We start from the raw sequence: 13,673 nt of genomic DNA, 5'->3' as shown, positions 1-13,673 counted from the left end.
GCCTTTCCCTTCAGGAAAGCACGCTTGAAGCTTGCTCAATTTTCGCGCTGGCGAAAATCTCCCACACTTGCCATCACGCCCCGTCCGCCTGCCCGGCGCGGGGCGCATCCGAAGCGCGACCCATCGCGCGGCACACAGAACATACCCAAGGGTATGGGAGACTGGAGACAGCATGAACACGCAATCCCTGGACCTCGGCGGCACGCCGGACGAGGCCGCGCGCCAGCGGGCCGCCGACGCCGCGCACCGAAACCCGCACGACGTCACCCTCGGCAACTTCATGGACGACATGCCCGTGGGCGCGTTGCACCGGTTCGTGGTGTGGGTCGTCGGCATCGGCCTCTTCTTCGACATGTACGAGATCTTCCTCGTCAGCTCGATAGGCGCCGCCCTGCAAAACGAATACGGGCTCGACGCGCACAGCCTCGCGTTCAAGCTCCTGCTCGCGTCGGCTTTCGTCGGCATGTTCTTCGGTTCGCTCTTCCTCGGCAGTCTCGCCGACCGCATCGGGCGGCGGCGCGCCTTCCTGCTCACACTCGTCTGGTATAGCGCGTTCTCGCTGCTCGCGGCGTTCTCGGTGAACGCCACCATGCTCGTGATCTGCCGCTTTCTCACCGGCGTGGGCGTTGGCGCGATCTACCCCGTGGCCGACAGTTTCCTTTCGGAAATCCTGCCGAAAGACCGGCGCGGGCGACTCGCCGCATGGGCTTACACCACCTCGTATGTCGCGGTGCCGCTCGTCGGCTTTCTCGCGGTGTGGCTCAATCCGCTGCACCTGGGCGGCATTGCGGGATGGCGCATCATTCTCGCCATCGGCAGCCTTGGCGCGGTGTTCGTGCTGGCCGTTCAGCATCGCCTGCCCGAGAGCCCGCGCTGGCTGCTCGCGCAAGGCCGCGCCGAAGAGGCCTATGCCTCGCTGAGCCGCTTCGCTCAGAGCGCGGGCGCCCACATGCCGCAGCGTTTCGCCGAGCCCCGCGAGCCCCAGCGCCCACTGCGCCTGGTCGATCGCATCGCCCTGCTGCGCCGTGCGCCCTATGACAAGCGTTATCTCATGCTGGTCGTCTTCCACCTGTTCCAGGGCTTCGGCTACTACGGCTTCGGCACGCTCGCAGGCGTGGTCGTGAAAAGCCGCGGCATCGACGTGACGGGCAGCACGCTCTTCGTCGCGCTCTCGTTCCTCGGCTATCCGATCGGCTCGCTGCTCTCGATTCCGCTCCTCAACTGGATCGAGCGCCGCACGCTCGTGATCGCCTCGCTGGTCTCGATCGCGATTTTCGGCCTGGGCTTCGCATATTCGAATCAGGCCGCGCTGATCGTCGGCTTTGGCGTGCTCACCACCTGCGCCTCGAATGTCTTCAGCAATGCTTATCATGTCTATCAGGCGGAAATCTTCCCGGCCAGCGTGCGTTCCACGGCAATCGGCAGCACCTATTCGCTGTCTCGCATCGTCAGTAGCGCGCTGCCTTTCGTGCTCCTGCCGGTGCTCACCCAGCACGGCCCGCTCGCGATGTTCGGGGTGATTTCGGGCGCGCTCGCCATCGTCGCCGTGACCTTGCGCGCGCTCGGGCCGCTCACCACGCGGCGCAGCCAGGACGAAATCAATCCGGTCTGATGCGTCGCGCCACGTGTTGACTGCCGGGGCAGCGGCCGCGATATGCGGCCGCCGCCCCTTTGTTTATGGGTTCGCGCGCGCCGACATGTAATCGAACAGGCTCACGATATCCGAGCTTGGCGCACTGTCCGCCTTCATGCCCACCCAGAGCGTGCGCGTCGCCCACGCGTCCGCGAGCTTCACCTTGACGACGCCCGCCTTGCCGCGCTCGTCGCTCACCGCGTCGCGCGGCAGCACGCCAATGCCGAGCCCCGCTTCGATCATGCGGAACACGCCGTCGAAGTTCGAGGCCTGAATGCGCAGCTTGAGCGAGCGTTCGATGGCAAACGCCGCGTCGGTCATGCGCGCGAGCAGCGAACTGCCGTCGCTCAAGCCCACGTAGTCTTCGTCGAGCGTATCCGCGAACCGGATGATGTCGAGTTGCGCGAAGCGATGACCGCGCGGCACGAGCAGCACGAGTTCATCGCGACGATAGAGCCGCCGCTCGATGCCGGGCGCGGGCACGTTGTCGGCGAACACGCCGAGATCGGCCTTGCCCGCGCCGAGCGCCTCGACGATCTCGTGGCTCAAGCGTTCTTCGAGGCTCACCTTGATGCCCGGATGCTCGTTGAGAAAGCGCGCGAGATCGACGGGCAGGAACTGCACGATTGCCGAGGTGTTGGCCCACATGCGCACGTGGCCGCGCACACCGGCGGCGTAGTCGCTCATCTCTGTCGCCATGCGGTTCACCTGATCGACCACGCGCGTGGCGTGTTCGAGCAGCGCGTGCCCCGCCGGGGTGAGATCCACGCCGCGCGCGCGACGGATGAACAAGGCGCAGTCGGTCACGCTTTCCAGTTCGGCAATGCGCTTGCTGACCGCCGGAAGCGTGAGTTGCCCGTGTTCGGCCGCCTTGGTGAGGCTGCCGTGCTCGGCGACGAGCAGAAAGACTCGCAGCGACTGCAAATCGAAATGAAGGGGATTGACCATGATGGATGGGCGAGATGCGAAGCCGGTGCGAGAACCGATTGTGCGGCATCGCAGGCCGTGGGGGAAGTGCGCGGGGCATGAAGAAGCGGACGTGCTGCAATGCACGTCCGCGTGCCGGCCAGCGTGGCCGGTTGGTTCACCGCCGTACCGGCGCCCCCCGGTTCGACGGCGAAACCGCTGTGACCGAACCTAGATCAGCTCGGAAATCTCGATGAGGTTGAGATCCGGGTCACGCACGTACACCGAGCGTATCTTCTGCGTTGCGCCCGTGCGCTCAACCGGCCCTTCGACGATCGGCCAGTTCTGCTGCGCGAGATGCGCGATCACGGCGTCGAGCGGCACCGCCGCGATGAAGCACAGGTCGAGCGCGCCCGGCACCGGCACGTGCGCCTTCGGCTCGAACTCCGCGCCGCGCACATGCAGGTTGATCTTCTGGTTGCCGAAGCGAAACGCGAGGCGCCCCGCGCCGAAGGTCTCTAGTTGCATCTGCAACACTTCCGTGTAGAAGTGCTTCGTCGCCTCGGGGTCCACGCAGGTCAGCACCAGATGGTCGAGGTGATCGATCAAAGCCATGCTTCGCTCCTTGTCATGAGTGCGCCCGTTGTCCGGGCGGGTTTTGCGTTCTTTATCGCGCTTGTTCGGGAACCGGATGCAGGTCCAGGCGGCGGCCGGCCTTGAGAATCTGGCTGGGCACATCGTGGCCGATCAAGCCCGGCAGCAGTGTCGCGGCGTCGAGCACGGCGGCGAGATTGACGCCCGTATCGTAGCCGTCCAGTTCGAGCATGTGCACGAGCTCCTCGGTGCACACGTTGCCCGTGGCACCCGGCGCATAGGGGCAGCCGCCCAGGCCGCCGAGCGAGGCGTCGAAGCGCACGATACCCGCATCGAGCGCCGCGAGCGTGTTCGCGAGCGCCATGCCGCGCGTATTGTGGAAATGCAGCGTGAGTTCGAGCGCGCCGAACGCCTGCGCCGCCCTCTCGCTCAGCATGCGAACCTGTGCGGGATGCGCCATGCCGGTCGTGTCGCACAGCGTGACGCCCTGCACGCCCAATTCCGCGAAGCGCCGCATCCAGCCAAGCACGTCCTCCACCGGCACGTCGCCTTCCATCGGGCAGCCCATTGCTGTGGAGAGCGAAACATTGATCGCCACGCCCGTGCCACGCACCGCATCGATCACGTCGCGCAACTGCGCGAACGACTGCTCGCGCGCCATACGCAGGTTGGCGCGATTGTGGCTCTCGCTCACCGACATCACGAGGTTCACTTCGTCCACGTTGCACGAAAGCGCGCGTTCCGCGCCGCGCACATTGGGCACGAGTACCGTATAGACGACGCCGGGCACGCGCTCGATGCCGTGCATCACCGCTTCCGCGTCGCGCAGCGCGGGAATCGCCTTGGGCGACGTGAACGATGTCACCTCGATCTTCGCGTAGCCGCATGCGCTCAGGCGGTCGATCAGCGCGATCTTGTCGTCGGTGTCGATAAAGGCGGCTTCGTTCTGGAAGCCGTCGCGCGTCGCGACTTCGTTGAGATACAAGCGCTTCGCCTTCGAGTTTTCCTGATTTCCGATCGTCATCTTCCCGTTCTCCATTCAGATCACGCCGCGTGCGCGCCATGCTTCACGCGTTGCGGCGTCCACGCCTATCGATTCCAGCACCGTGTCGGTATGCTCGCCGAGCGTGGGTGCGCTGCGCTCGATCGTGCCGGGCGTGCCGCACAGTTTCGGCACCACGCCGGGCACCTGCACCGGCGTGCCGTCGGGCAAGCTGTCTTCCACGATCATGCCGCGCGCGTGGTAATGCGGATCGGCCGCGATATCCGCCACATCGTAGATGCGCCCCGCCGGAATGCGCGCTTCGTTGAGCGCCGCAAGCACTTCGTCGAGCGTGTGGCGCGCGGTCCATTCGCCGATGGCGAGGTCGATGCGCGCCACCTGCGCGACCCGCCCGTCGTTTTGCGCGAGCGCGGGATCGCAGCCCAGGTCCGCGCGCCCGATCAACTCCATCAGGCGGCGGAAGATGCTGTCGCCATTGCCCGCGATCAGCGCGTACTTGCCGTCGCTGCACCGGTAGGCGTTGCTCGGCGCGATGCCGGGCAGGCTGCTGCCCGCGGGCTGGCGCACCGCGCCGAACACGGAATACTCGGGCAGGAGGCTTTCCATCATGTTGAACACGGACTCGTAGAGCGCGACATCCACCACCTGCCCCTTGCCGCCTTGCTGCTCGCGATGGCGCAGCGCCAGCAGCACGCCAATCACGCCGTGCAGCGCCGAAAGCGAGTCGCCAATCGAAATGCCCACGCGTACCGGCGTGCGCTCCGGCTCGCCGCTCAGGTGGCGCAGGCCGCCCATCGCCTCCGCGACCACGCCGAAGCCCGGCCGGTCGCGATACGGTCCCGACTGCCCGTAGCCCGAGACGCGCAGCATGATGAGGCCGGGGTTGATCGCGCTGAGTTCGTCCCAGCCGAGGCCCCAGCCTTCGAGCGTACCGGGGCGGAAATTCTCGATCAGCACATCCGTTTCCGATACGAGACGGCGGATCACGTCCTGCCCTTCGGGCGTGCGCAGATCGAGCGTGACGGATTCCTTGTTGCGCGACTGCGCGGCCCACCAGACCGAGGTGCCGTCGTGCAGCAGGCGCCACTTGCGCAGCGGATCGCCCACGCCCGGCGGCTCCACCTTGATGACGCTCGCGCCGAATTCGGCGAGCATGCGGCCTGCAAACGGGCCCGCGATGAGCTGTCCGAGCTCCAGAACGCGGATTCCTTCGAGTGGTCGTGGCATGGCGGTGTCTCCTCAGACTGCGACTATGGACGACATCATGGACCCGCCTGCCCCCTTTGATAATCGATGCTTGCTCAAGCTGGCTTGAGCAAATGGAAAGGGTCCGGCCGCGCGCGGTGTTTCGCATCCGGCTTCAGGCCAGCCGATATTTCCTCATCGGAAAGTCAGTTGGCGCATTGGGCAAGCCATCGGCACGCGCCGTGAGGGACAATGAGCGGACCGTCCCTCAAATGCTCTCGCTACGCACCATGCACGTTGTCTTTCTCGACCGCGCGACGCTCGCGCCCCAAACGCAGCTTCGCCCTCTGCCTTTCGAGCACACCCTGGAAACGTTCGAGCGCACCGCGCCCAACGAGGTCGCCGAGCGCATCCGCAACGCCGATATCGTCATCGCGAACAAGGCGCGTCTCAGCGCCGAGGCGCTGGCCGGCGCCACACGCCTGCGCATGATCGCCGTCGCCGCCACGGGCACCAACAACGTCGATCTGCACGCCTGCGCGGCGCGCGGCATTGTCGTGAGCAACGTGCGCGACTACGCCGGCCACAGCGTGCCGGAGCATACGTTCGCATTGATCTTCGCGCTGCGGCGCAGCCTGCTCGCCTATCGCGAGGCCGTGCGCGCGGGCCGCTGGCTCGAATCGGGACAGTTCTGTTTCTTCGATTTTCCGATCCGCAATCTGGCCGGCTCGACGCTCGGCATCATCGGCGACGGTGCGCTCGGGCAAGCCGTCGCGCACATGGCGCGGGCGCTGGGGCTGCGCGTGCTGTTCGCGGCGCGCAAAACGCGCAACGACGCGCAGGCGGGCTATGTGCCGCTCGACACGCTGCTGGAAGAAAGCGACATCATCACGCTGCATTGCCCGCTCACGCCGGAAACACAGCATCTGATCGACGCACAAGCGTTTGCGCGCATGAAGCGCCGGCCCTTGCTGATCAATACGGCGCGCGGCGGACTCGTGGACGAGGCGGCACTGGCTGATGCGTTGCAATCGGGCGCGATTTCGGGTGCGGGGTTCGATGTCGTGACGCAGGAACCGCTGCCTGCCGATCATCCGTTCCAGGCCATCCTCTCGCACCCGGCGTTCATCCTCACGCCTCACGTTGCGTGGGCGAGCGACGAAGCCATGCAGGCGTTAGCGGACCAGCTGGTGGAGAACATCGCGGCCTTTCATGAGGGAAATCCGCGAAATATCGTGAATGCGCGTTGAGCGCGGGCGCGGCAGCCGCATCAGGGCCGCCCGCGCCTGAACCATCAAGCCAGCTCGGGCTGTTTGGCGTGCCACTCGTCGACGTTTTGCTTCGCCGTCTGCTCGACCATGCTAAGCGCCATCAGCACGTCAATCTTCAGTTTGGGAATCGCAAGCTCGACGCAAGGCAGCTTCGCCGCTTCAGCGTGTGCTTCGACTCCTTCCAACACCGCGCGGCACAGCCACTGGGTGTCGGTCGCGTCTGCTTTCGCATCGACAGTGACTCGAAAGCCACGATACTCGATCGCCATACAATCTCCCGAAACCTGACAAAACGTAATTTCCGATCCGCCGGCCGGTACCCCTGCCGACGATGAGGGGGCGACTATATCACCACTTGCGAACGCGTTCAGCGAGGTCCGCGTGAAGTACATAACGAAGTGTTTCCAAGGCGACGCGCCCGCATTCACGCCCCGTTTTTAGCGGACGATCCTGCGGGCGCGGCGGCGCGAAGATCCGTTCGGACTTCCGACGATCAACTGGCGAGCGTCGCGCGCAGCGGCGATTGGCGCGTCATGCGCCAGCCGACGATCGCGAGCGAAACGCCGGAAATAACCGCTGCAAGCGAAACGTAATACGCGGGGGCGAGCGTGTCGCCCGTCACGTGAATCAGCAGCTCGGCAATGGTGGGCGCGAAGCCGCCGAACAGCGTCACGCCAAGGCTATACGCGATCGAGAGCCCCGCCGAGCGCACGCGCACGGGAAAGATCTCCGACATCAACGCGGGCATGGGGCCCGAATACGCGGCCTTGAATATGCCGGCCGCGCCTTGCAGCACGAGCAGCCAGCCCAGCGTGGGATGACGCTGCAACAGCGAGAACATTGGATACGTAAGCGCGGCGAGCAGGATCGACGTGGTCAGCATGATGCGCACCCGGCCGATGCGGTCCGAGAGCGCGCCCATCACCGGCGAAAGCGCGAACTGCAAACCGCCGTTGAGCACCACCACGCCGAACGAGGTGGCCGCGGCCATATGAAGCTGCTTGACCGCATACATCGGCATGTAGAGCTGGAGGATGTACACGCCAACGGTGGATTGCGCGACGATGCCGACCGCGAGCAGCAGGTTGACCCACTCGCGCGTGAGACGCGGCGCATTCGTTGCGTGCGCATCGGTTGCCGGGCGTTCCTGCCGGTTCGCGAGGAACTCGGGCGTCTCGTCCAGATGCGAGCGGATATACCAGCCCACGGGCCCGAGCACGAGCCCGAAGAAGAACGGCACGCGCCAGCCCCACGCCTGCAACTGCGCGGGCGGCAGCCACCCCGCGAGGAGCGCGCCGAACGAGGCCGCGAGAATCGCGGCCGCGCCCTGGCTCGCGAACTGCCAGCTTGCGTAATAGCCGCGTTTCGTCGGGCTGTGCTCCACCATGAACGCCGTCGCGCTGCCGAATTCGCCGCCCACCGCAAAGCCCTGCACGAGCCGCGCCACCAGGATCAGCAACGGCGCTGCGAGGCCAATGGACGCATACGGCGGCATGACCGCCATTGCCAGCGTGCCGGCCATCATGAGCGCGATGGCGAGCGTGAGCGCCGCCTTGCGCCCCTTGCGGTCGCCGTACATGCCGAGCACGATCGCGCCGAGCGGGCGCATCAGGAACGAAATGCCGAAGGTGCCGACGGCAAGCAGCGTGGAGAGCCACTCGTCGTGCACGGGAAAGAACTGCTTCGCGATGATCGGCGCGAAGTAGCCGTACACGAGGAAGTCGAACCATTCGAGCGCGTTACCGATCGACGAGGAAAACACGATGCGGCGGACCATGCCGCGGCTAAGCGGCGCACGCGCCGGCGCGGATCCGGTTTCCATGTCAGTCTCCTTCATTTTTTATTTGGTCTACTCATTGATTCTCATGCGCGGTGGGCGGCGCTTGACTGCATGCGCCGCCCTGCGACGGGAATCCGGTGGCTAGAACCCGGCGGCGAGGCCGTCGCGCCGCGTGTCGCTCGCGGCCACATAGCCGCGCTCGGGATCGTTGCGATCGAGCTTCCAGATGTACTGGCCCGAGCCGAAATCCATGTACGGATCGTCGATGCCCTTGATCTCGTGGCCGAGGCCTTGCAGCGCGTGCGCCGTTTGCGCGTCGAAGGTCGATTCGATGTCGAGCGTGAAATCGCGGTTGACCTTCCAGCGCGGCGCGTCGCACGCGGCCTGCGGCTGCTGGCCGTAATCGAGCATGCGCACGATGGATTGCAGATGCCCTTGCGGCTGCATGTCGCCGCCCATCACGCCGAAGCTCATCACCGCTTCCTGGCGGCCGTCCACCTGCTGCGTGAGGAAGGCCGGAATGATGGTATGGAACGGACGCTTGCCGCCTGCCACGGCATTCGGCGAAACCGGGTCCATCGAGAAGCCGCAGCCGCGGTTCTGGAGCGCGATGCCCGCGCCCGGCACCACCACGCCCGAGCCGAAGCCCATGTAGTTCGACTGGATGAAGCTCACCATCATGCCGCGTTCGTCCACGGCGGAAAGATAGATGGTGCCGCCCGAGCGCGGCATGCCGAAGTCGAACTGCGTGGCGCGCTTCGGGTCGATGAGCTTCGCACGCTCTTTCAGGTAGGCGCTGTCGAGCATCTGCTCGGGCGTGACTTCCATCGAACGCGGATCGGCCACGTAGCGGTAGACGTCGGCGAATGCGAGCTTCATCGCCTCGATCTGGAGATGCTGCGATTCGAGGCTGTCGAGCGCGAGCGAGCCCATGTCGAACTGCTCGAGAATGCCGAGCGCGATAAGCGCGGCGATGCCCTGCCCGTTCGGCGGAATCTCGTGAACCGTGTAGCCGCGATAGTCCTTGCCGATCGGCTCGACCCACTCGGGGCGATAGTTGCGCAGGTCGTCGAGCGTGAGCGCCGCGCCGCCTTCGCGCGCAAACGCGGCGATGCGCTCGGCGATCTCGCCTTCGTAGTAGTCGCGCGGGCCGCGTTGCGCGAGCTGGCGCAGCGTGGCGGCGTGACCCGGAAAGCACACGCGCTCGCTCACTTCAGGGGCGCGGCCGCGCGGCATGAACGTCTCGGCAAAGCCCGGCTGGTTGTGCAACTCGGGAATCGCCGCCTGCCACTTGCGCGCAACGATGGTGGCCACCGCATGGCCGCGCTCGGCGATTTCGATGGCCGGCGCCATCAGGTCCGCGAACGGCAACGAGCCGAACTTCGTGTGCAGCGCTTCCCAGCCGGCGATCACGCCGGGCACCGTCACCGTGTCCCAGCCGCGCTTGGGCTGCTTCGCGAGACCGTTTTCCTCGCCGTATTTGCGGCGGAAGTAATCGACGCTCCATGCAGCCGGCGCGTTGCCCGAGGCGTTCAGGCCGTGCAGCTTCGCGCCGTCCCAGACGAGCGCGAAGCAGTCGCTGCCGAGGCCGTTCGACACCGGCTCGACCACCGTGATGGCCGCCGCCGCCGCGATCGCCGCGTCGATGGCGTTGCCGCCTTGCCAGAGCATGCGCAACCCCGCCTGTGCGGCGAGCGGATGCGAAGTCGAAACGATGTTGCGGGCGAACACCGGCAGGCGCGGTGTGGAATACGGGTTTTGCCAGTTGAAGCGCGTCATGGAAGTTCGGATTCCGATGGGGAAAAGTGGCGCGGCCGCCCGTGGCGCCGCGCGCGGTTCATGCCAGTGTTTCGATTATCTTGAAGGATCACGCAAAAAAATATTAATATTTTATTCTCGATACTTAAGTTTCTTTTACATGTTGACCCTACGCATGTTGCGCACCCTCCAGGCCGTCGCTCGCAGCGGTTCGTTCGCCACGGCGGCCGAGAAAACGGCGCTCACCCAGGCGGCCGTGAGCGTCCAGATGCGCGGGCTCGAAGAAGCGCTCGGGCGCCAGTTGTTCGACCGGCGGGCACGCCAGGTGGCACTCACCCGCGAGGGCCGCGAGATCTGCGGGAAAGTCGAACACATTCTCGCGTTGATCGACGCACTGCCCGCGAGCACAGCGGACACGATGCGCGGCTCGATCATCATCGGCGCCGTGGTGTCGGTGATCGGCGCGCTTTCGCTCGCCGTCGCGCACCTCAAGACCGGCCACCCCGAACTCGAAGTGCGCCTCACTTCGGCCCGTTCGAACGAACTGGCGCGCATGGTGGAGGACGGCGACGTCGATCTGGCCGTGGTGGTGGGCAGCGCGGATGGTTCGTTACACGAAACACTTTCGTGGACGCCGCTCTACGAAGAACCGCTCATGCTCGTCACGAGCCGCGCCACAGCCGGCGACGACGCGCGCCGCATCTTGCGCGAGCGCGGCTTTCTGCGCTTCGACCGGCGCGTGCCGACCGGCGTCGTGATTGACCGCGCGCTGGCCGAGCTTGGCATCGAGCCGCTCGAATACCTGGAGCTGAACTCCATCGAAACGATCGTCTCACTGGTGCGCAACGATGTAGGCGTGAGCGTGCTGCCCGTGCTGCAAGGCGGCAACTGGAAAAACGATCCCAATTTGCGCCTCGTGCCGCTGCCGGGGCGGCCCTTCTTGCGCACGGTGGGCATGATCCAGCGGAAAGCGCATAAGCCGACCTTGCTCACACAAACGATTGCAGACATGTTGCGGCGTTGATGGCGCGCGTGGCGGCGCGGTGACAGAACAAACCGATGCGGCGTTATGTCCGCGAAATTCCGGGCTTCCCCGTGATCAGGCACATGGCGGCCGCCACACCGTGGGACTAGAGCGCCCCTCGGGTTGACCGATCTCACTCCGAAAGTAAAATGAAAGCATTGAAACAAGAGCAAACGCGGCTACCCGCCTCTTAACGCCCAACAGAAAACGTTCGCGCTCTTACCGGAGCGCGAGAATTACTAAGCAATGCGAAGTTATTGATCGGAGAGAAAATCATGCAAGCCAGAACCCGCACCCTCGCCATCGTCGGCATCGTGATCAGCGCCCTCGTCGCGGGCCAGGTATTCGCCCAAACCAGCGCCCAAGCCAGCGCGCAGACCAACGCACCGGCAAGCCAGCAAGCGCAGCCCGTCACCACGACCACGCATAGCGACCCGATCGTTCAGAAGCGCATGGAAATTCGCGATGCCAACCGGCAACAACGCGCGCGCACGGCCGAAGCGCGGCAGACCTTCAATCAGGAAGCGCGCGAAGCCAGAACCGAGCGCAACCAGTCGGCACAAGATTCCCGCGCCCGCGCACAGACCGCGCTCGACGCGCAGTAAGCCCACGCCATGACGCGTTCGCCCCCGCAGCCGCACGCATGCGTGGTGCACGCCACGCCAATCGCGTAAGCTACCGACGTTGCACGCTCACTCGCGAAGCCTCGCGCTTCGCGCCTCGAAGCGCAATCGTTACGGGAAAGCGAACGCTCCATGCAAAGATCGCCCATCGCGCCGGCCGCGAACGGACTGCGAAGACTGTGTGTCGCGGCATTGCCGCTATGCGTGATGGCATTAGCCGCGTGCCAGCGATTGCCGCCGCCCGGCGTGCGTACAGAATCCACCGCACTCTCACCGGCCGAGGCCCGCACGACGCCACTGGGCGTCGCCGTGACGGCCGAACTCGCCACTCATCCCGACTTCACCGGCATCGATCCGCTCTCGGACCCGCTGGAAGCGTTCGCTACACGTGTAGCGCTCGTGCGCAGCGCACAACGTACGCTGGACGTGCAGTACTACATCTGGCGCAACGACCTCACCGGCACCCTGCTGCTCGAAGAATTGCGCGAGGCGGCCGACCGCGGCGTGCGCGTGCGGCTGCTGCTCGACGACAACGGCATTCCCTCCTCGCTCGACACCACGCTCGCGGCGCTCAACACGCACCCGAACTTCGAGGTGCGTCTGTTCAATCCGTTCGTCACGCGCAAGCCCAAGGCGATCGGCTTTCTGACCGACTTCTCGCGCCTGAACCGGCGCATGCATAACAAGTCGCTCACGGCGGACGGCGTGGCGACCATTCTTGGCGGCCGCAATATCGGCGACGAGTATTTCGGCGCCACCGACGGCGTCGTATTTGCCGATCTCGACGTGCTCGCCATCGGCCCCGCCGCGACCGACGTCGCGCACGATTTCGACCGTTACTGGGCGAGCGCCTCGTCGTGGCCGGTGACGGATATCCTGCCCTCCGAGTCGCCCTCGGGCATGGCCACGCTCGATCGCGCGGCGCTTGCGGCGCGCCAGGACCCCGCCGCCGCAAGCTATATCCAGTCGCTGCGCAAGACCACCGACGTGCGCCGCCTGCTCGACGGCACGTTGCAACTCGAATGGGCGAAAACGCGGCTCGTCAGCGACGATCCCGCGAAGGCGCTCGGCACGGCGCCGGAGCACACGCTCATCCTCAGCCAGTTGCACGAGATACTCGGCGACCCGCATCGAGAACTGGACCTCGTTTCGCCGTACTTCGTGCCAGGCGAGACGGGCACGCAATACTTCACGCGCCTCGCCGCCCAGGGCGTGACCGTGCGTGTGCTCACCAACTCGCTGGAAGCGACCGACGTGTCCGCCGTGCACTCGGGCTACGCGCGGCGGCGCAAGGCGCTGCTCGAAGGCGGCGTCGAACTGTTCGAATTGCGCCGTGCCGCGGGCGCGAACAAGGAAACAGGCAAAGGCCCCTTCGGCAGTTCGGGGTCGAGTCTCCATGCGAAAACGTTCGCCGTGGATGCCGAGCGCGTGTTCGTGGGCTCGGTGAACTTTGACCCGCGTTCCGCGAAGCTCAATACCGAACTCGGGCTCGTGATCGAAAGCCCCGTGCTAGCCAGCCAGATCGAATCGGCGTTCTGGACGCGCGTGCCGCAGCTCGCCTGGCAAGCGCATCTCGACGCCGACGGCAAGCTCTACTGGACCCGCCTCTCCGACGGCACGCTCGTGCGCTACGACACCGAACCCAATACAACGTGGAATGAGCGGCTAGGCGTGTGGTTCTTCTCGATCTTGCCTATCGAGTGGCTGCTGTAGCGTAGCGGGACGGCATGGCGGCCTGGGGAACGTCGTTTTCCGCGTGCCCCACGCGATTCAGGCCGCCGCTTCGTTCATCGCCGTCACAGCATCGAGCGCGCCGCCCACCATGCGCCGCACCACCGGCTCCACCTGCTGCGCGAGCGCGGGCACATAGTCGAACGGCGCGGTCTCGCTCATGTA

12 protein-coding genes are annotated in these 13,673 nt (G+C 65.7%); 5 read left to right on the top strand and 7 right to left on the bottom strand.

The window, feature by feature from the left end; genetic code table 11:
• The first annotated feature begins 172 nt into the window (after nt 1–172).
• On the top strand, nt 173–1,612 hold the full coding sequence (locus C7401_RS32900) for an MFS transporter (protein WP_112175843.1): 1,440 nt from the start codon (nt 173–175) through the stop codon (nt 1,610–1,612).
• A gap of 63 nt (nt 1,613–1,675) precedes the next feature.
• Here C7401_RS32900 and C7401_RS32895 read toward each other — a convergent pair whose 3' ends face one another.
• The 4 genes from C7401_RS32895 to C7401_RS32880 form a co-directional block, all read right to left on the bottom strand.
• On the bottom strand, nt 1,676–2,581 hold the full coding sequence (locus C7401_RS32895) for a LysR family transcriptional regulator (protein ID WP_112175841.1): 906 nt from the start codon (nt 2,579–2,581) through the stop codon (nt 1,676–1,678).
• Between the two features lie 189 nt (nt 2,582–2,770).
• On the bottom strand, nt 2,771–3,154 hold the full coding sequence (locus C7401_RS32890) for a VOC family protein (protein WP_112175839.1): 384 nt from the start codon (nt 3,152–3,154) through the stop codon (nt 2,771–2,773).
• 52 nt (nt 3,155–3,206) lie between these two features.
• Complete coding sequence (locus tag C7401_RS32885) at nt 3,207–4,157, bottom strand: hydroxymethylglutaryl-CoA lyase (protein WP_112176010.1); 951 nt, start codon at nt 4,155–4,157, stop codon at nt 3,207–3,209.
• A 15-nt stretch (nt 4,158–4,172) separates the two neighbouring features.
• A complete protein-coding gene (locus tag C7401_RS32880) occupies nt 4,173–5,363 on the bottom strand; it encodes a CaiB/BaiF CoA transferase family protein (protein WP_112175837.1) in 1,191 nt (396 codons plus the stop codon).
• A gap of 230 nt (nt 5,364–5,593) precedes the next feature.
• Here C7401_RS32880 and C7401_RS32875 point away from each other — a divergent pair, with 230 nt between their 5' ends.
• Nucleotides 5,594–6,571 (top strand): D-2-hydroxyacid dehydrogenase, encoded by a 978-nt coding sequence (locus C7401_RS32875; RefSeq protein WP_258397328.1) that lies wholly within the window; start codon nt 5,594–5,596, stop codon nt 6,569–6,571.
• 44 nt (nt 6,572–6,615) lie between these two features.
• On the opposite strand, the gene C7401_RS32870 is transcribed toward C7401_RS32875, so the two are convergent.
• The 3 genes from C7401_RS32870 to C7401_RS32860 form a co-directional block, all read right to left on the bottom strand.
• Complete coding sequence (locus C7401_RS32870; protein WP_112175835.1) at nt 6,616–6,861, bottom strand: hypothetical protein; 246 nt, start codon at nt 6,859–6,861, stop codon at nt 6,616–6,618.
• 224 nt (nt 6,862–7,085) lie between these two features.
• Entirely contained in the window at nt 7,086–8,414 is a 1,329-nt protein-coding gene (locus tag C7401_RS32865; RefSeq protein ID WP_112175833.1) for an MFS transporter, read from the bottom strand.
• Nucleotides 8,415–8,513: 99 nt separating this feature from the next.
• Entirely contained in the window at nt 8,514–10,151 is a 1,638-nt protein-coding gene (locus C7401_RS32860) for a gamma-glutamyltransferase family protein (protein ID WP_112175831.1), read from the bottom strand.
• A 139-nt stretch (nt 10,152–10,290) separates the two neighbouring features.
• Between C7401_RS32860 and C7401_RS32855 the strand changes: the two genes are divergently transcribed.
• The 3 genes from C7401_RS32855 to C7401_RS32845 all read left to right on the top strand — a co-directional run bounded on the left by C7401_RS32855 (nt 10,291) and on the right by C7401_RS32845 (nt 13,490).
• A complete protein-coding gene (locus C7401_RS32855) occupies nt 10,291–11,154 on the top strand; it encodes a LysR substrate-binding domain-containing protein (protein WP_112175829.1) in 864 nt (287 codons plus the stop codon).
• A 275-nt stretch (nt 11,155–11,429) separates the two neighbouring features.
• Nucleotides 11,430–11,759 carry a hypothetical protein gene (locus C7401_RS45155; RefSeq protein ID WP_181565757.1) on the top strand — a complete coding sequence of 110 codons (330 nt, stop codon included), beginning with the start codon at nt 11,430–11,432 and terminating at the stop codon, nt 11,757–11,759.
• Between the two features lie 225 nt (nt 11,760–11,984).
• Entirely contained in the window at nt 11,985–13,490 is a 1,506-nt protein-coding gene (locus tag C7401_RS32845) for a phospholipase D family protein (protein WP_220092882.1), read from the top strand.
• Nucleotides 13,491–13,673 lie beyond the last annotated feature (183 nt).

This window comes from Paraburkholderia unamae, assembly GCF_003268775.1.
Lineage (GTDB): Bacteria > Pseudomonadota > Gammaproteobacteria > Burkholderiales > Burkholderiaceae > Paraburkholderia > Paraburkholderia unamae.
This window is presented reverse-complemented; position numbering and strand designations above follow the sequence as displayed.

Bases quoted from the DNA above. Each gene is read 5' to 3' on its own strand.
- C7401_RS32900 (WP_112175843.1), top strand. From the start codon at position 173: ATGAACACGCAATCCCTGGACCTCGGCGGCACGCCGGACGAGGCCGCG.
- C7401_RS32895 (WP_112175841.1), bottom strand. From the start codon at position 2,581: ATGGTCAATCCCCTTCATTTCGATTTGCAGTCGCTGCGAGTCTTTCTG.
- C7401_RS32890 (WP_112175839.1), bottom strand. From the start codon at position 3,154: ATGGCTTTGATCGATCACCTCGACCATCTGGTGCTGACCTGCGTGGAC.
- C7401_RS32885 (WP_112176010.1), bottom strand. From the start codon at position 4,157: ATGACGATCGGAAATCAGGAAAACTCGAAGGCGAAGCGCTTGTATCTC.
- C7401_RS32880 (WP_112175837.1), bottom strand. From the start codon at position 5,363: ATGCCACGACCACTCGAAGGAATCCGCGTTCTGGAGCTCGGACAGCTC.
- C7401_RS32875 (WP_258397328.1), top strand. From the start codon at position 5,594: ATGCTCTCGCTACGCACCATGCACGTTGTCTTTCTCGACCGCGCGACG.
- C7401_RS32870 (WP_112175835.1), bottom strand. From the start codon at position 6,861: ATGGCGATCGAGTATCGTGGCTTTCGAGTCACTGTCGATGCGAAAGCA.
- C7401_RS32865 (WP_112175833.1), bottom strand. From the start codon at position 8,414: ATGGAAACCGGATCCGCGCCGGCGCGTGCGCCGCTTAGCCGCGGCATG.
- C7401_RS32860 (WP_112175831.1), bottom strand. From the start codon at position 10,151: ATGACGCGCTTCAACTGGCAAAACCCGTATTCCACACCGCGCCTGCCG.
- C7401_RS32855 (WP_112175829.1), top strand. From the start codon at position 10,291: ATGTTGACCCTACGCATGTTGCGCACCCTCCAGGCCGTCGCTCGCAGC.
- C7401_RS45155 (WP_181565757.1), top strand. From the start codon at position 11,430: ATGCAAGCCAGAACCCGCACCCTCGCCATCGTCGGCATCGTGATCAGC.
- C7401_RS32845 (WP_220092882.1), top strand. From the start codon at position 11,985: ATGGCATTAGCCGCGTGCCAGCGATTGCCGCCGCCCGGCGTGCGTACA.